13 protein-coding genes are annotated in these 17,244 nt (G+C 42.7%); 3 read left to right on the top strand and 10 right to left on the bottom strand.

Annotated elements, in window-relative coordinates; translation table 11 throughout:
- Positions 1 to 444: 444 nt before the first annotated feature.
- The 9 genes from BLS16_RS20640 to BLS16_RS20600 all read right to left on the bottom strand — a co-directional run bounded on the left by BLS16_RS20640 (position 445) and on the right by BLS16_RS20600 (position 12,569).
- Positions 445 to 852, bottom strand: a complete 408-nt coding sequence (locus BLS16_RS20640) for a tetratricopeptide repeat protein (protein WP_092335515.1) — start codon at positions 850 to 852, stop codon at positions 445 to 447.
- Positions 853 to 1,058: 206 nt separating this feature from the next.
- A complete protein-coding gene (locus BLS16_RS20635) occupies positions 1,059 to 3,062 on the bottom strand; it encodes a sensor histidine kinase (protein ID WP_092335514.1) in 2,004 nt (667 codons plus the stop codon).
- A 14-nt stretch (positions 3,063 to 3,076) separates the two neighbouring features.
- Positions 3,077 to 3,649, bottom strand: a complete 573-nt coding sequence (kdpC, locus tag BLS16_RS20630; protein ID WP_092335513.1) for a potassium-transporting ATPase subunit KdpC — start codon at positions 3,647 to 3,649, stop codon at positions 3,077 to 3,079.
- Positions 3,650 to 3,754: 105 nt separating this feature from the next.
- A complete protein-coding gene (kdpB, locus tag BLS16_RS20625) occupies positions 3,755 to 5,782 on the bottom strand; it encodes a potassium-transporting ATPase subunit KdpB (RefSeq protein ID WP_092335512.1) in 2,028 nt (675 codons plus the stop codon).
- Between the two features lie 17 nt (positions 5,783 to 5,799).
- Positions 5,800 to 7,503, bottom strand: coding sequence for a potassium-transporting ATPase subunit KdpA (gene kdpA / locus BLS16_RS20620; RefSeq protein WP_207649783.1), 1,704 nt, complete (start codon positions 7,501 to 7,503; stop codon positions 5,800 to 5,802).
- 2 nt (positions 7,504 to 7,505) lie between these two features.
- Entirely contained in the window at positions 7,506 to 7,583 is a 78-nt protein-coding gene (locus tag BLS16_RS24915) for a potassium-transporting ATPase subunit F (protein WP_427846392.1), read from the bottom strand.
- Positions 7,584 to 7,913: 330 nt separating this feature from the next.
- The gene (locus tag BLS16_RS20610; RefSeq protein ID WP_092335509.1) at positions 7,914 to 8,615 is read right to left on the bottom strand and encodes a response regulator; all 702 of its coding nucleotides are present in this window, start codon (positions 8,613 to 8,615) and stop codon (positions 7,914 to 7,916) included.
- The gene (locus BLS16_RS20605; protein WP_176786246.1) at positions 8,615 to 10,204 is read right to left on the bottom strand and encodes an ATP-binding protein; all 1,590 of its coding nucleotides are present in this window, start codon (positions 10,202 to 10,204) and stop codon (positions 8,615 to 8,617) included. The genes BLS16_RS20610 and BLS16_RS20605 overlap by 1 nt, the downstream gene beginning before the upstream one ends.
- Before the next feature lie 304 nt (positions 10,205 to 10,508).
- A complete protein-coding gene (locus BLS16_RS20600; protein WP_092335507.1) occupies positions 10,509 to 12,569 on the bottom strand; it encodes a methyl-accepting chemotaxis protein in 2,061 nt (686 codons plus the stop codon).
- 432 nt (positions 12,570 to 13,001) lie between these two features.
- Between BLS16_RS20600 and BLS16_RS20595 the strand changes: the two genes are divergently transcribed.
- A complete protein-coding gene (locus BLS16_RS20595) occupies positions 13,002 to 13,898 on the top strand; it encodes a helix-turn-helix transcriptional regulator (RefSeq protein WP_092335506.1) in 897 nt (298 codons plus the stop codon).
- 356 nt (positions 13,899 to 14,254) lie between these two features.
- Here the strand turns inward: BLS16_RS20595 and BLS16_RS20590 are convergent, their stop codons facing one another.
- Positions 14,255 to 14,845, bottom strand: coding sequence for a V-type ATP synthase subunit I domain-containing protein (locus BLS16_RS20590; protein ID WP_092335505.1), 591 nt, complete (start codon positions 14,843 to 14,845; stop codon positions 14,255 to 14,257).
- Between the two features lie 201 nt (positions 14,846 to 15,046).
- On the opposite strand from BLS16_RS20590, the gene BLS16_RS20585 reads away from it, so the two are divergent.
- Both BLS16_RS20585 and BLS16_RS20580 read left to right on the top strand, forming a co-directional pair.
- Entirely contained in the window at positions 15,047 to 15,739 is a 693-nt protein-coding gene (locus BLS16_RS20585) for a response regulator transcription factor (RefSeq protein ID WP_092335504.1), read from the top strand.
- 3 nt (positions 15,740 to 15,742) lie between these two features.
- The gene (locus BLS16_RS20580) at positions 15,743 to 17,149 is read left to right on the top strand and encodes a sensor histidine kinase (protein WP_092335503.1); all 1,407 of its coding nucleotides are present in this window, start codon (positions 15,743 to 15,745) and stop codon (positions 17,147 to 17,149) included.
- Positions 17,150 to 17,244: the final 95 nt, after the last annotated feature.

Raw genomic sequence — 17,244 nt, 5'->3', positions numbered from 1 at the left:
AAACCTGAAATAATAGGACATTTTTAAAATAGCCGAATCGCTTGTGCTCCAAGCGATTCAGCTATTTTTCACCCCTCTAACTTCTAAAGTCAGGATTTATATGTAATGCATAAATAAAACATAAAAATTCTATAGATCATTTATCAATACTTTCTGTATGCTACTATGCGAATTTTTAGCTCTAACTAGTGATAAATTAGAAGGATAGAAGGTAGAAAAGGACTGTAAGAAACTTTAGTTTCCTTACTGTCCTTTTTCTACTGCATGTAGTGCATTTGACTATAGTACAAGATCCTTCTTCCTAGAAACTTTTTTGAAGTTGTACTATTGATGATCTCATGTTTATTTAGTAACAACTATGACCTTGGCATCCTTAAAAAACTTGATAACAGCAATTAATATGACATAAATCTCAAGTCTGTACTTGCAGTTGTTTTTTTTATTTTACTGGCTCCTTTTTCTCAGATTCCCAATAGTCTCGTTGTCAAACTCAAGGGCATCGTTTATGCTTTGTTCCGGTTCCGATTCGGTCTTGTCGCCAAAATCCGGGTTCACATTCGCAATATTGTAGTAAAACGAGGTAATTCTCTCTAAATTTCTGCTTGCCGGTTTATAGGTCGGGTCAAGAGCATAAGCAGCCCGGTAATGCTTGCCAGCCAAGCTCAAATCACCTGTAAATTCTGCCAGCGCACCATAGAGATTGTGAACCTCGGGAGCACTATTATTCTCATTTTCAAACATAGCATATTTGAGATACTCCTGTGCGGCTGCATAGTCCTTTGTTTTCAAGGCTTTTACAGTCTGTTGAATCTTCTGTTCAAAGACACTCAGTGCGCCTTCGCTGCTTTTCATCACGTTCACCTCGTATTTTCTTAATACATAACTATCTGCAATTCATATTTTGACAGATAACATATAAAGACAGTGTTAAGAACACCCTAACCCGTATAAATTCTGTGTTAAGATTTTTTAGGCATAAAAAAAAGCCTTATACAAGGCTTTTTAAAGAACCATTTTTACTCGACTATTCGTCCGCCAGTCGATATCCCACATCAACCTCAGTCAGTTAATAGGGTTCGCCTCGCCTGTTCTGACAATTTGATCCTGTTAATTGCCATAGCAGTTAACCCGGCAAAAGCCTCTAATAAGCGAATACGCTCTGAGTCGAATTGCGCTTCTGTTGTATTAAAACAAATACCCAGAACCCCTTGAACTCCCTGTTCTGTGCTCAGGGGCAAATACAAAGCCGTAGCAGCGCCTAAAGTTTCCGTTCCTTTCCCCGCTTTTCGCCCTTTATCAAAAACCCAACTAGCAACTGCCAACTCGCTATCATTTAAGAAGTTATTCAATCCCGAGTCTCTTTGCAATATTAATTTTCCCTTTTCATTGGGCAGTAGCAATACAACTTGCCCCTCCAATGTGCTCGAAACATTATTTACAATACTCTCCAGCACATCATCTAATTGACTCACTGCTGCAATATCCCGACTTAGAGCATACAGAGCCGAAACCCTATTCTCTCGCTGCCGTGAATAATTGATTTGCTTCTTCAAGCGATCAGAAAGAGTTCCCGTAATGATGCCCACCAGCATAAAGATCGCGAAACTTAGCACATAACGGATATCAGCAACAGTAAACGTAAAAATAGGCGGAACGAAAAAGAAATCCAAGGTTATCACTCCCATAGCTGCTGTGATAACTGCAGGAAGTCTTCCCCAGCGGGCAGCACTGAATAAGACAGGTAGGAGAAAGAGCATGGAAATATTTACGATTCCAAGAAAGGAACTTATGGGGGTAATAATTGAAATCATCAATATCATTAGCAAAGGCGCTAAAATATAAGGCACTGATGAAGAATGCACTAATTGAGGACTGATCCCCTTTTTCCTTACCCTTTCTGCAGGGTAATTTCTTTGCCCTGTTTCTTGTTGACTCCCTGGGATAACGTGAATACTAATACCTTGACTATATCGTATCACTTTGTCAACGACCGAACCGTGGACAAAAGTCCAAAAGCGAGTATGCTCCGGTTTACCAATAATTATCTGTGATACATTGCGCTTTGCAGCTAAATGCAAAATCTCTTCGGCTATGTCATCCCCTGTAAGACCAATGATTTCGGCACCTAATTGTTCTGCCAAACGAAGGTTTTTGGCCATAGAATCTCTATCAGCTTCATTTCCGGAAAGGCGGTGAAGGTGAGGTTCCACATGTACCGCAAACCATTCCGCATTTTGACTTGCCGCCATCCTTTTGGCTACACGAATTAACTTAGCGGAAAAAGGGCTGGCACTTATACATACTAAAACCTTTTCCCCAGTAGGCCAGGGACCGGCGATTCCATGGACCCGCATATAAGATTCCAACTGGCGATCTACTTTTTTGGCAGTATAACGAAGGGCTAACTCCCTTAGCGCATTAATGTTCCCTGGGCGAAAAAAGTTTTTCAAGGCCTCAGTCGCCTGTCCGGCGACATAGACCTTACCATCTTTAAGTCGTTGAATTAACTCTTCAGGAGGTATATCAATAAGTTGGATTTGGAACGCGGTTTCTAGGATCTGGTCAGGAACAGTTTCCCGCACCGTTACTCCTGTGATCTGAGCTACTATATCGTTTAGAGTCTCTAAGTGTTGGATGTTTAAAGTAGTATATACGTTGATTCCCGCTGCCAACAATTCTTGAACATCCATGAAACGTTTTTTATGCCGGGAGCCTGCTACATTGGTATGGGCAAGTTCGTCAACCAAGGCAATTTGGGGACGTCTTGCTAAAATGGCATCTAAGTCCATTTCATAAAAAGTCTTGCCTTTATAATCCTGAGGTTTTGTGGGAATTACGGGTAACCCTTCAAGCAGCGCCTTAGTTTCCGCTCTCCCGTGAGTTTCTGCCAAACCCACAACTACATCCATTCCTTCTGACAACTTTTCCTTAGCTGCTTCGAGCATAGCATAGGTTTTTCCGACCCCGGCGGCTGCTCCCAGGAAAATCGTAAGTTTCCCGAGACCCTCCTTCTCAAGGCTGGCCAGCAGCTCATCGGGGTCTATTCGTTTCTCCTTTTCCATTTAACATCACCAACTTATAAAGAATCTAAAGCGATGTTTATTTTTAACACGTTTACCCGTGGTTCACCTAAAAATCCGAACTGCCTACCCTCAGTATACTGGTCTACAAGTGCCTGAACCTGTTGAACACTTAAATTCCTAGCTTTGGCTACCCTAGCTATTTGAATTTGAGCAGCATCTGGACTAATATGCGGATCCAAGCCGCTAGCTGAAGCTGTAATCAAGTCTCCAGGAACGGAAGCATTCGCAGATAACTCGTTCTCTGTTCTCACCTTTTCTGCTCGTTGGGCTACAGAGTCTAAAAACGCTTTGTTCGTTGGTCCTAAATTAGAACCACTTGAACTGGCTGCATCGTATCCATCCTTGCCTGCCGCTGAGGGACGACTATAGAAATAGCGAGGATCGCTAAAGTTTTGCCCGATTAGGACAGAACCTATAGGTTGACCATCTTTATAAACCAGAGATCCCTCAGATTGTTTAGGAAAGACCACCTTCGCTAAGCCTGTTACCCCTAATGGATAGACAATCCCCGTCAACAAGGTCATTGCCAGCAACAACCTAAAGGCCCTGCCCATTGTTTTAAACATAAATATTCACACCCTTCCCTAATATCCAAGACTATCGATTATGGTATTCAAGCCCCAGTTAACTCATAGACTCCGGCTTCCGGCCTCTGACTTCTGATCTCCGTTCTAGCTTAAACCCAGCATAACCAGCAGCATGTCAATCAGTTTAATTCCAATAAAGGGAACAATTAGACCACCTAAACCGTAGATTAAGAGATTGCGCCTTAAGATTACATTAGCTCCCAAAGGACGGTAGGCAATCCCACGTAAGGCTAGAGGCACCAAGGCAACGATAATCAACGCGTTAAAAATCACCGCTGAGAGGATGGCGCTTTGAGGTGTCGCTAGTCCCATAATATTTAACACGCCTAATTCGGGATAGGTCACTACAAACAAAGCTGGGATAATCGCAAAGTACTTGGCTATGTCATTTGCGATACTAAATGTTGTCAGCGATCCCCTGGTCATTAACAACTGTTTTCCGATTTCCACAATCTCAATAAGTTTTGTTGGGTTACTGTCCAGATCCACCATGTTGCCGGCTTCTTTGGCTGCCTGGGTGCCACTGTTCATAGCCACTCCTACGTCAGACTGGGCCAAGGCAGGAGCGTCATTGGTTCCATCCCCGGTCATAGCCACTAATTGGCCTTTAGCTTGATACTCTCTAATTAGTTTTAGTTTTTGTTCCGGTGTTGCCTCCGCCAGAAAATCATCCACCCCGGCCTCTGCAGCAATAGCAGCTGCAGTTAATGGGTTATCCCCGGTAATCATCACTGTCGCAATACCCATGCGGCGAAGTTGAGAAAACCTTTCATTAATTCCACCCTTAACAACGTCTTTAAGGTAAATGACGCCTAACGCTTGATTTCCCTCTGCCACAACTAGCGGAGTGCCACCTTTTTTAGCGATCCCCTCAATGGCTGTTTTCACCTCAGGGGCCATTTCTCCCCCTTTTTCACGCAAGTATTTTTCAATTGTGTCCATAGCTCCTTTGCGGATTTCCCGACCCTGTAAATCAACCCCACTCATCCGGGTTTGGGCGCTGAAGGGAACAAAATTTGCTCCTAAATCAGTGATGTCTCGTTCTCTTAGGTTAAATTTTTCCTTGGCCAAAATTACAATACTTCGGCCTTCAGGGGTCTCGTCCGCGAGAGATGACAATTGGGCGGCATCGGCTAACTTTTCCGGTGATACACCTGGAGCGGGTACAAATTCCGTGGCCATCCTGTTCCCAAGGGTAATAGTTCCGGTCTTATCCAGAAGCAATACTCCCACATCACCAGCCGCTTCCACTGCCCGGCCGGACATTGCTAAGACATTTCGCTTTAACAGACGATCCATTCCGGCTATACCAATAGCACTGAGCAAGCCTCCGATGGTGGTAGGGATCAAACAAACCAGCAGAGCAGCAAGCACAGGGATGGATAACGTTGCTCCGGAGTAGATGGCATAAGCCTCTAAAGTAGCAACTGCCAGTAAGAAGACAATGGTCAAACCGAGCAACAATATGGTTAAGGCTATTTCATTCGGAGTTTTCCGACGCTTAGCCCCTTCGACCAGGCTGATCATGCGATCCAGAAACGTTTCACCCGGATTGGCTGTAATCTTCACCTTGATCCAGTCCGATAGAACCCTAGTGCCGCCGGTGACGGCATTGCGGTCACCGCCCGATTCCCGGATCACGGGAGCAGATTCGCCGGTGACCGCACTTTCATCGACGGAAGCAATGCCCTCAATAATTTCCCCATCGCCAGGGATCATCTCCCCTGTCTCAACAAGAACGATATCACCCTTAGCTAATTGCGAAGCAGAAATATTTTCTACTTTTTCTCTGACCAACTTTTTAGCGATGGTTTCACTCCTTGTTTTCCGAAGGGAATCAGCCTGTGCCTTCCCTCTTCCCTCAGCTAGAGCTTCTGCAAAATTGGCAAAAAGAACAGTAATCCATAACCAGGCTGCGATCTGCACGTCAAATCCAAATGTTTTAGACTGCAAAGCAATATCTCTAAGGGTAAAATAAGTGGTCAATACCGCCAAGATTTCTACCACTAACATGACGGGATTAGTCCATAAGACCCGAGGATTTAATTTTGTAAATGATTCTTTAATAGCCCTTGCTAAGATTGAACGGTTAAAACTTGAACTTGTACTCATAGTTTGCTCACTCCTCCTTAAAAGGCCTTGCCAGCCAACATTAATAGGTGCTCAACGATGGGCCCCAGAGCTAGAGCGGGAAAAAAGGTCAAGGCTCCCACAATCAAAACCACACCTGCCAAGAGACCGGAAAATAAGCCTCCCGTTGTCTGAAAAGTCCCAGCACCAGCTGGGGTTATTTTTTTGCCGGCCATACTACCCGCGATGGCCAAAACCAGCACAATTGGGCTAAAGCGGCCTATGAGCATACATACGCTAAGGATGATATTGTAAAAAACAGTGTTGACGTTTAGCCCGGCGAAGGCGCTCCCGTTATTGCCTGTTGCAGAAGAAAAAGCATAAAGCATTTCACTTAAACCATGAGGTCCGGGGTTGAGGATGGAAGAGGTACCTGCCGTAATTAGCACAGCCAAGGCGCTGCCTAATAAAATGCAGGCCGAAGGAATAAGCACAGCCAGGATGGCCATCTTCATCTCAAAAGACTCTATCTTTTTGCCTACGTATTCCGGCGTTCGGCCGACCATAAGACCAATTATAAATACCGTCAAAATCACAAACAGCAGCATAGCATATAAACCTGACCCGACACCGCCGAACACAACTTCACCCAACATCATCTGAAGCATAGGCGACAGTCCTCCAAGAGGAGTAAGGCTATCATGCATAGCATTGACCGCACCGCAGGATGTCGCAGTGGTTATAGTGGCCCACAAGGCCGAGTTGACAACTCCAAACCGGACTTCCTTTCCTTCCATTACAGAAGAACCAGTTATTCCAATCTTGCTAACCAAAGGGTTGCCCGCTATTTCGGCACTATAGGTCGTGCCCAGGGTTAAGACCAACAAAATCAACATCGCCCCAAAGATGACCTTCCCCTGCTTGGCATCCTTTAACATCTTGCCAAAGGAAAACGTTAAGCCTACCGGGATAAGCAGCAATAACAGCATCTCTACAAGATTGCTAAAGGGGGTAGGGTTTTCGAAAGGATGCGCCGAGTTAGCGTTCATGAATCCGCCACCATTGGTACCTAACATTTTGATCGCTTCCTGAGAGGCCACCGGCCCCATAGCTAAGGTCTGATTCGCTCCTTGAAGAGTTTTGACTGTGAGATAGGGAGATAAGTTTTGAATCACCCCTTGTGAAACCAATAACATTCCTCCCACCAAGGATATCGGTAATAGTATCCACAATATAGTACGAGTTAGATCTGCCCAGAAGTTACCTATTGTTTTAGCTTGGTGGCGGCTTAGACCCCGTATCAGAGCGACCACAACAGCTATTCCGGCGGCAGCCGAAACAAAGTTATGAACCGTTAAGCCAGCCATTTGACTCAGATAACTCATTGTGGATTCACCGCCATAGGCCTGCCAGTTGGTGTTAGTTGTGAAACTCACTGCTGTATTCCAGGCTAAATCCCATTTCAGCCCTCCAAACCCTTGTGGGTTAAGAGGCAAGTACCCTTGACCCAGTTGAAGGATAAATAGAGTGAACAGACCAACAAAACTAAAGGCCAAAAGGGATAAAGCATACTCCCACCAATTCATTTCCTTTTGGGCATCAATTCCACATATTCGGTAGATAAACGCTTCCAACGGTCCCATGATCGGATCCAAAAAGGTCTTCTCACCCTGGAATACCTTAGCCATATACAGACCAAGCGGAATGGCCAAAGCAAAGAGAACTACAAAAAACACGATCAGTTGAATAAAATCGTTACTCATCATTACAATTCCTCCGCTTTCATCAGTGTGTAACTTAGATATATTAAAAGACCTATAGCTACAATGCCGCCCAAGATCATATCCCCCATGGCTCTCCCTCCTTCTGAAGTTATAGCAAATATGCTTATTTGCTTTTTGTATGACCTTACTCGAGAACTTGTTATTCTAATTGCACCCTTATTATAGAACTATAGTTCGTAAAAATAGTGATAAATAAACATTGATAGCTATAAAAAAACCGTAAAGATTTTCTTCCCAAAATAAATAATATCTGCATTTCATATTTTGACAGATAACCTATAAAGACAGTGTTAAGAACACCATAACTCGTATAAATACGGTGTTAAGGTTTTTAAGCATAAAAAAAAAAGCCTTTATACAAGGCTTGTTATAGAACCATCTTTATTCGACTATTCGTCCGCCAGTCGATATCCCACCCCAACCTCAGTCAGTATATATCTCGGTTGAGCTGGATCCCTTTCAATTTTTCTGCGGATATTCGCCATAAAGACCCGAAGTGATTGCGTGTCATTCCCCGAAAATGTACCCCAAATTTCTTCCAGAATAAATTTATGAGTTAAAACCCGTCCTGGGTATTTGACCATGAGCGTTAATAGTTTATATTCCATAGGTGTTAAGTGTATTTCATCGTCAGCAAGAAAAACACGGCGTTTTTCGAGGTCAATCTTTAAGTCCTTCATTAAAAAAACAGAAGCAGATGGATCTTCAGGTTGACGACCTTGATTTGAATGTCTAAGTGCTACTCTGATCCGGGCCAAAAGCTCTATTACACTAAAAGGCTTTGTCAAATAGTCATCTGCGCCACAATCTAAGGCTTCAACTTTTTCCCGTTCATGTCCACGTGCCGATACGACAATGATTGCTGCTTTAGTAAGCGGCCTTACCATTCCAATTACCTCGATACCATCAATGTCCGGAAGTCCCAGATCAATAATGATAATTTCGGGATTATGCGCAGCTACAAGGGAAACAACTGTTTTACCGTGCTGTGTATCAATGCACTTATAGCCCTGAGCTTCAAGGGATACACACATAAAATTGCGAATAGGCTTTTCGTCCTCAACTACTAGAATTAGTGGTTTGTTTTTCATTAATATCCTTCTTTCAAAGGTAGTGTAAATCTAAACGTTGCGCCACCAGATGGATTATTACATGCAGATATTTCTCCACCATGGGCAGTTACAATTGATTTACAGATCGCCAGCCCCAGCCCTGTGCCACGCCTGCCCATATTTATCGTTGGAGCAGTATAGAACCTGTCAAAGATAAAAGGTATGTCTGCTTCCTGAATACCATTTCCGTTGTCAGAAACCTCGAAGATAGCCTTTTCTCCCTCAATCTGAGTTTTAATTCTTATGCATGCGCCATGTGGGGTATACTTTAGCGCATTGTCAACAAGGTTAATAAGCACTTGCTCAATAAGGATCCCATCCATCGGCAGAAGGATTAAATCAGCAGGGATATCTATCTCAATAATATGATTTGATGCGAATTTTTTAATCCTTGATATTGCTTCGGCGATAATTTCCTCTACCGCTTCCATATTCTTTTTCAGAGCAATTCCTTCATCAATCCGAGTGATATTCAACATATTTTCTACAGAATGAATAAGCCAACTCGCCTCTTCTTGAACGCTCTGCAGAAGCTCTCTTTTAACTTTTTTGTCAAGTACCTCGTCGTTATCAAGGATTGTAGCAGTAGAGCCCAATATTCCGGTCAAAGGGGTTCTTAGATCATGGGATATCGCCCTTAATAGATTGCTGCGCAATCGTTCCCGCTCTACGTCCAATTTAGCCTTCTGTTGTTTTTCTGACAAGCGTTCCCGTTCCATAGCCAGGGCAATTTGTGTCGTCACTGCCTCTAACAGTCTTACTTGCTCGTCTGTCAGGAGTTTCCCAGCAAAGCAAGAAACACCAACAACACCGAGGGTACCGCTTTGTCCTCTAATCGGTAGATAATAGGCGGAACTGTCAGCATATTTCTCGGTACCGATTCCCACCGGACTACCTGTTTCAAATGACTCTGCTGCCGCCCGTCTTTCCTGGAAGGATTTGAAAATAGCGGCACGGTCATGATTATCATAGGTGTAAATAAAAGGTTCATTCAGATTATTTAATGAATTAGCAGTTGCCATGATGACCGAACAGTTAAATATCTTAGCAAGTGCCATTCCTCCAACCTCAGATATCTGATTAATGCTTCTAACTTTTAACAGCCCTTTGGAAATTTCATAAAGGACTTGCGTTCTTTTTTCGCGTAGAGATGATAGCCTTGCCTCTTGTTTAGCCTTGGCGGTTAACGTACTTGTAATGCTTGCTACTATGAGCATAATCAAAAAGGTCACCGGATAATCCGGTCTGTAGGTTGCAAAAGTGTAATAAGGCTCTGTGAAAAAGAAATTAAAGGACGAAACCCCGATCACAGATGCTAAGATACCATAAATATAACCGTCTGTTTGTTTTGCTACGATTAACACACCCAAGATATAGGCCATGATAAAGTTGGATTCGTGAAAACCTATATACCTGAAGTAAACGGATAATAAGGTTGCCAATGTCATAATGCCTAAGGTTACGATCACATTGATGATTGCTGACCTCACTCTATCCTGCTTAGTAGGATTAGAATATTCCTCTTTCCCTAAAATGTCCATGGAATTATTGATTTGTCTCTTGTTCATGCAGTTCTCCCTCATAGACAATAGAAACCTCTCCATGGTTTCTTCTCTCACTGAAATTCCACTCTTCATACAACACACCTTAACCATTATACTACGTTTTAATGGTTAAGGTGTGACATGCTGAAAGCGGGTATCAATTTATGAAATTTAAAAGAACCCAAATGAATTTTTGCTTTAGGATAGTAGAAATCTCATTTTTCTGATAGACATTAAGCCACCTTAATTTTCTTGTTATATTAAAGGTTTTCGATTATAGTTACCTCGCACGATATTGCAAGGGCATTTAAGTCTCCGTGACAGATAGTTATAGTTTAAACATTGTGACACTACCTTGAAAGTCTGTTGCCATTTGAGCCAGAGAATTTGCCGCCCTACGGATTTCCTCCATAGAAGCACTCTGTTCTTCTGTCCCCGCCACCACATTTTCCAGACTCCCTGCAATTTCCTTAGGAATGTTTGCAACCTCCATGATTGAGGTAACAATTGTCTCAGTACTTGCCCCGACTTCCTGAACTACGTCAGCAACGGCCTGGGCTTGTTTTGAAAAGTCGTTGACTCCCTGCAAGATATCTTGGAAAGCTTCACCCGCGGAATTAATCATGTCAATCCCCTCTTGGGCCGCAACAGTTCCATTGTTCATGGTGTTAACTGCCTTCGTAGTTTCCTTTTGAATCTCGTTAACCAATCCACTAATTTTTCCGGCTGCATCACTGGACTGTTCGGCAAGTTTTCGAACTTCGTCAGCAACCACCGCAAACCCTCGTCCTTGCTCCCCTGCCCGTGCTGCTTCAATCGCCGCATTTAGAGCCAGCAGATTCGTTTGGGAAGCAATATTGGTGATAAGTGCTACTATCTGACCAATCTCTCCGGATTTTACTCCCAGATTATTGACAACATCAGCTGCTTCCTTGACGGTACTACTTATCGCTTGCATCTCGTCAACGGCTTTCCCAACGACACTATTACCTATGGTAGCCTTCTCGGAGGTCGCACGCGCTCCTTCTGTAACTTTTTGGATATCCAGAGTTATAGTGTGCATATGCGCAGAAACTTGTTGAGCTGAAAATACCGTAGCATCGACTCCCGTCAGCTTTTGTTGTACTCCGTCGGAAACTTCCTGAATGGATCGCACAATTTGTTCAGTCGTTTTGCCACCCTCGTCGGCACTGGCGTTTAACTCTTCTGCTGAAGCAGCTAACTGCTGTGAACTGTTGACAATTTCCAGGATAATTGTCTTGAAATTTCCCATCATAATGTTAAGGTTTTCTGTCATCTGGCCAAACTCATCTTTAGATCGAACCATAATGCTGTGGCTCAAATCGCCTTGTACGAGAGCCTCTGCAAACTGGTTCACCAATTTAATATTCTTAACGATATAGCGGCTATATAGAAAAAGAGCTGTACTGGCAATTAAGATTGTTAGTATAAATATGATGAGCATCTGATATAACAAAGCATTCAAAGGAGCTAATAAATCAGCCTCTGAAACATCAATAGCTAGTGTCCAGCCGAATCCTGGAACAGGTGCATAATAAACCTGTCTTGCCCCGTCTCGTGAGTATGTAAACGATCCTTCTTGACCACTTAACATGGTTTTGGCGGCATCGCTCAAGCTTTTGTTAGTGTCCTCCGTAATCTTCCCCGTCATTACTTTCGATGGGTCTGGATTGGCCAGATACTGCCCCTCTTTGTTCAAAAGGTACACGTCCGCCTTTATATTTAAACGGATCTCACCAATTAGTTTTTGCAAAGTAACAAAATCAAGATCTCCTGTAGCTACCCCTATAAAAGCTCCTTGCTTATCGTACAACGGTGCGACGGCAGTGAGCATTGTGACCTTTGTAACATCATCAAAGTATGGATCTGTCCATGCAATCTTTTCTTTTGAGTTCTTACCGGTTTTATACCAGTCTTGGCTAGGGTAGTCATATTTATCATCACTATATTCATCTGTATAGATCACTTTATCTTTTTCCTTATAAACATAGGGGCCATAATACTTAACGTCTTCCCTGTAGGCATAAGGCTCATAAAACACGCCCATCCCAAAGGTTACGTTACCGGATGCGATAGTTTTCTTGAATAAATCAGTATACTGCTCTTGGCTTAGACTACCACCGACAGAGTCTACGGTACTGACCATACCTTGAACTAAAGTACCATGTTCCGTTAATTGTTTCTCGATACCCTCTATTGTTCCCTGTAATTTAGCGCTCATCTTATTTTGGATCTCATTACTAAGCAGTGATTCAGAATACTTGTAACTAATCCCGGACATAGCTACGAAGGTTAATACGATTATCGGTAAAATTGTAAGCATCGTCTTGCCTCGAACACTATAAACATCGAAAATCCTTTTAAACACTAGATCAGCTCCTTCATAGCTGTTTTTTAGACATATTTTTTTAAAATAGTATTTTATATCCTTCATATTACCAGAACATTGTTAAGCCATTATTATTACAATGTAAATTGTACGTTACTTGCAAAATATTCGACATTTCTGGATTCTGAGTATATTTGATCTTGCTTTTAAGAGATCTTGGAAATATTACATCTTTTCATTGGTTTTTCCCTCCATGCACCAGCTCGAATCTCCGACAAAGGCATTTCACCTTATCTCCTCAAAAAGAAAAAGAGCCTTAGTGGCTCTAATAATCTTTATTTTTTCGGCCATTGCCCATCATTCAAAAACAAGTTACTTCTGTAATCTTTTGTAGCAGGCAGATACAGTTACCAAATAACTTGACATACTATTGTCAGGTTATCTGTTTTATAATGTGATTGGGGTGATCAAATGCAGATAAACAGACTATTTGAAATCATATATATTTTACTTAACAAAAAGTCGATAACTGCCAAAGAACTGGCTGAACGCTTTGAGGTATCCGTAAGAACAATTTACCGTGATATTGATACCCTGTCTTCAGCAGGGATCCCAATTTACGCAAGCCAGGGTAAAGGCGGCGGTATTTCATTGCTCGACGATTATGTGCTCAATAAATCAGTTCTTTCAGAACGGGAACAAAACGAGATATTATACGCATTGCAAAGTCTGTCAATCACGCTGACTCCTGAAACGGATAAAGTTCTGGCAAGACTGAGTAGTCTGTTCAACAGAAACACAACAAATTGGATTGAAGTAGATTTCAGTCCCTGGGGCAGCAACGAAAAAGGAACCTGCCAATTTACAATGATTAAAAACGCCATTCTAAGCCGCCAAATCATTGAATTTAATTATTTTGGCTCTTCCGGTGAAAAAAGCATCCGCAAAGTCGAACCGGTAAAACTTATCTTCAAAGTAAATGCCTGGTATCTGCAAGCCTTCTGCTTAACCAGAAACACATATAGAACCTTCAAAATTACACGAATGTCTGATCTCCAGATGACGCCGGAATCTTTCTCAGAGAGGGATTTTGAAGGAATCAAAGAAAATGAACAGGCGCAAACAACTCAAATCGATGTGTGCCTAAATATATCTGCCGAAGGTGCATATCGGGTATACGATGAGTTTGACGAGGAAGATATAACCAAAAATAACGATGGCTCCTATATGGTTAAGGCCTCTCTGCCGAGGGGTGATTGGATATATAATTATCTATTTTCTTATGGACCCCTTCTTGAAGTAATAGAACCTAAAGAACTACGGCGGGAGATGAAGAATCGGATTAAAGTCATGACCAATAAATATTAATACTTTAACCTGACGTACTGTCGTCAGGTTTTGTTCTATATAATTACCCTGGCCTCTCTGTGTTATGAGGTGAAATAGCAAAACATTTCACGCACTGATTAATTAATCAGTGCGTGCTTTTTTCGGAACAATATCATCCCGGTAACATCATATTCAGTATAGCTTTTATAACCTGACACACTGCTGTCAGGTTATAAAAGCTATACTGAAGTTGTAAATAAAACTCAAAACAGGAGGTTTCATTGATGGAGAATAGGGGAGGCAAGCGGAGCATACAATTGACGGCGGCATTGTCCGCATAATATAACAGAGAGTGCTGAACAGCCTGCTTAAGTTGATGGGGAATGAAAAGCAGATTATAGTAAATTATTCATTTCCTGCAGAATGCTGTTGATCTGGTTAAGTATGTCTAAGCGGTTGGTCTGGATGGAAGTTATTTCAGCAAAGGTCGTATCCATGGCAGCATAATCCTCTTCTTTGATCAAGCCTTTGTATTCCTCTCTAATATCTTTGATTTGGCCTTTTGTATCTTTTAACGAGTTCGCCAGTTCAGCGATTTGTGCCTTGTAAGCTTTTAACTGCGTGGCTGTTTCTTCCGGAACTACTGAGCCACTGTCTTTTAACGCTTCTAGCTTTTGAACCAGGGTTAAGCGGAGTTGATTGTTTAGCTCGACAACGCCGAGGTTGTTTTCACGATTTTCAAGTACCTCCTGCCTGTGCTCTGCTAAATCCAGTTTGAACCCTTCGAATCCCTCTTTCTTGGTTGCTAGCTTTGACTGTTTTTCCAGATTGCGGGCTTTGATTTCTTCAATCTTCTGCTGCTTTTCCTCCAATTTTAGAATGCGTTTGTCTAATTTGCTTCCGTCACCCGGAGTGGCGGCAAATACTGAAGTACTCGTAACAAGGGTAAGCATTAAAGCTAGTACGGTTACCGTTATTTTTTTCATTTTTAAAACCTCTTTTCTTTATTATGGGTTTGGGATATTAATTCCTCACTTGATACACCCGGTTTTCCGCAATTTGTTACCTCCCTGCTTTATCTTAACGTTTTTCGTTTGCGCAAAACAAAGGTTAAACTGTGGCAAAGCTGTGGCAATTCTTTTTATCTGGCAAAGAATAGTCTACAATAGGGGCAAGGAAGTGATACAATGAGAAAATTAATCTACTTGGCGGATGATGATGAAAATATCCGCGGCTTAATTAATATGTTTCTGTCTAATGAAGGATTTGAAGTGAGATCTTTTGCCAATGGGGATGACTTACTGGCGGCGTTTTTGCAAAAGCCTGCCGATTTAGTCATTCTTGACATCATGATGCCGGGGACTGACGGACTTTCTGTATGTACACAGATTCGAAATTGCAGTAATACCCTGATTATTATTGTGTCCGCAAGAGACAATGAAATCGACCGGATAACTGGGATTACACTTGGTTCGGATGATTACATGACAAAACCTTTTTCTCCTATGGAACTGATGGCCAGAGTCAAAGCATTGTTCCGTAGATTGGAATTAGATACAGGCGGCACTTCCAAGCACATTTTGACAGCCGGCAATTTGAATATCAATGCCGCCACCCGAGAAGCAAAGGTAGATGGAAGTCAGTTTGATCTGACTCCAACAGAGTTGGCTTTAATGGTATATCTAATGCAAAACAGCACACGTGCCGTATCCCGGGATGAGCTCTTGAAAAATGTTTGGAAGTTTGATTTTGAGGTTGACTCCCGGGCCACAGATGATGTGGTGAAACGTCTGCGCAAAAAGCTTGCCGCAGTCAGGTGCAGTGCAAAAATCGAATCTGTCTGGGGATTTGGATTCAAACTAAGCGAAGGGGGAGAATAATTTGTGAAGCCGATTAAAAACGCTATTGTTACTCCCTTTGTCATCATGATCACGGTCTTTCCACTCATAACACTGCTCTTATTCAATCTCTCAGTTAAATATTATTTAGATCGCAATGCCAGGACTGAACTGCGCGGTGTTGTGAAGACCATGGAAGGCGTGGTGAAAAAAGAACTGCCGGATATCCGAAACACTGCCTCGGCAAATTTGGCTGCTCCTTTTGCCAAACTCTACAGAGCTCTGCGTTCTTCTCAATTAGCAGCGAACACTGAGATGCTTTTCTACAGTCAAAATCAGGAGCTTTTCTCTCCGCTCAGGGATGGGTACATTTCCGGTAGTTTTATCAACAATCAGTTATTGAAACGACTCAGTGGGAAGTTACCTTCGATGGAGGATAACCAAGTATATACCATCCGCATCGGAGGAGATAAATACTTTGTCCTGTCATACCCGATCACAAATGCCGGGAGTCCGGCTGTTGTTTTTGTATCCCATGGGGATAAGGAGATCGCCTTAGTCCGTTTTATCAATCTTATATTAATAAGCATTATGCTGATCGGAGCCTTACTGGCTGTGTGGCTGGCTCATCGTTTATCACTCCGGATTACACGCCCCGTCAGCGAGCTGTGCAGACTAACCAGAGACATCGGTTCGGGGGACTTCTCCGCTCCGCTTCAGACCAGTAATCATGATATTCTTGAACTGCATATGCTTAAACAAAGTATTGGGGAGATGTCCGCTCAGCTTGTAACCTATGATAAATCGCAAAAAGCATTCCTGCAGAATGCTTCTCATGAACTGAAAACTCCTCTTATGTCTATCCAGGGATATGCAGAAGGTGTTATTAACGGGGTGCTTCCAGATGTAAAACACGCCTCTCAAATCATTCACAGCGAAAGCCAACGGCTGGGTAAATTAGTCGAAGAACTCCTGACACTGTCACGGATTGAAAGCCAGACGTACAGCAAAGAACTCAGCCAAGTTGACTTGGGGAATATCCTCAAGGAATATGTCCAGCGTCTCGGCGGCCTTGCTGCAAAACATCAATGTGAACTGGCACTTGTCCTGCCAAATAAGCCTGTATACGTACCGGCGGATGATACCCTTTTATCACAAGCAGTAATTAACATCGTATCGAATTGTCTGCGTTACGCCAAATCTACGGTGCGCATAACTTTACTGGAAGATGAAAATTCCGCAGTCATTCGTTTAGAGGATGATGGTGACGGCATACCGGAAGCGGATTTACCCCATATTTTCGAAAGGTTTTATAAGGGTAAAGGAGGAAATTTCGGTCTCGGGTTAGCCATTGCTAAATCTGCCGTAGAGTTTATGGGTGGAAGCATCCGGGCAGGTAACGGTCAAACAGGAGCCGTATTCGAAATAACACTAAGTAGCAGCCCCGGCTAACCAGTCAGCCCTGTTTAAACACTGGTTAAGAAAGAGCTTAAGCCCTTTCGATGCAGTTTACTTTGTATAGGAACAACAATAGCAGCTTTATAGAG

This window comes from Desulfosporosinus hippei DSM 8344 (assembly GCF_900100785.1).
In the GTDB taxonomy this organism is placed as follows: Bacteria; Bacillota; Desulfitobacteriia; order Desulfitobacteriales; family Desulfitobacteriaceae; genus Desulfosporosinus; species Desulfosporosinus hippei.
The sequence above is the reverse complement of the archived record's forward strand: the minus strand, read 5'-3'. Positions and strand labels throughout refer to the sequence as shown.

Bases quoted from the DNA above. Each gene is read 5' to 3' on its own strand.
- BLS16_RS20610 (WP_092335509.1), bottom strand. From the start codon at position 8,615: ATGAAAAACAAACCACTAATTCTAGTAGTTGAGGACGAAAAGCCTATT.
- kdpB (WP_092335512.1), bottom strand. From the start codon at position 5,782: ATGAGTACAAGTTCAAGTTTTAACCGTTCAATCTTAGCAAGGGCTATT.
- BLS16_RS20640 (WP_092335515.1), bottom strand. From the start codon at position 852: ATGAAAAGCAGCGAAGGCGCACTGAGTGTCTTTGAACAGAAGATTCAA.
- BLS16_RS24915 (WP_427846392.1), bottom strand. From the start codon at position 7,583: ATGATCTTGGGCGGCATTGTAGCTATAGGTCTTTTAATATATCTAAGT.
- BLS16_RS20635 (WP_092335514.1), bottom strand. From the start codon at position 3,062: ATGGAAAAGGAGAAACGAATAGACCCCGATGAGCTGCTGGCCAGCCTT.
- kdpA (WP_207649783.1), bottom strand. From the start codon at position 7,503: ATGAGTAACGATTTTATTCAACTGATCGTGTTTTTTGTAGTTCTCTTT.
- kdpC (WP_092335513.1), bottom strand. From the start codon at position 3,649: ATGTTTAAAACAATGGGCAGGGCCTTTAGGTTGTTGCTGGCAATGACC.
- BLS16_RS20585 (WP_092335504.1), top strand. From the start codon at position 15,047: ATGAGAAAATTAATCTACTTGGCGGATGATGATGAAAATATCCGCGGC.
- BLS16_RS20595 (WP_092335506.1), top strand. From the start codon at position 13,002: ATGCAGATAAACAGACTATTTGAAATCATATATATTTTACTTAACAAA.
- BLS16_RS20590 (WP_092335505.1), bottom strand. From the start codon at position 14,845: ATGAAAAAAATAACGGTAACCGTACTAGCTTTAATGCTTACCCTTGTT.
- BLS16_RS20605 (WP_176786246.1), bottom strand. From the start codon at position 10,204: ATGAACAAGAGACAAATCAATAATTCCATGGACATTTTAGGGAAAGAG.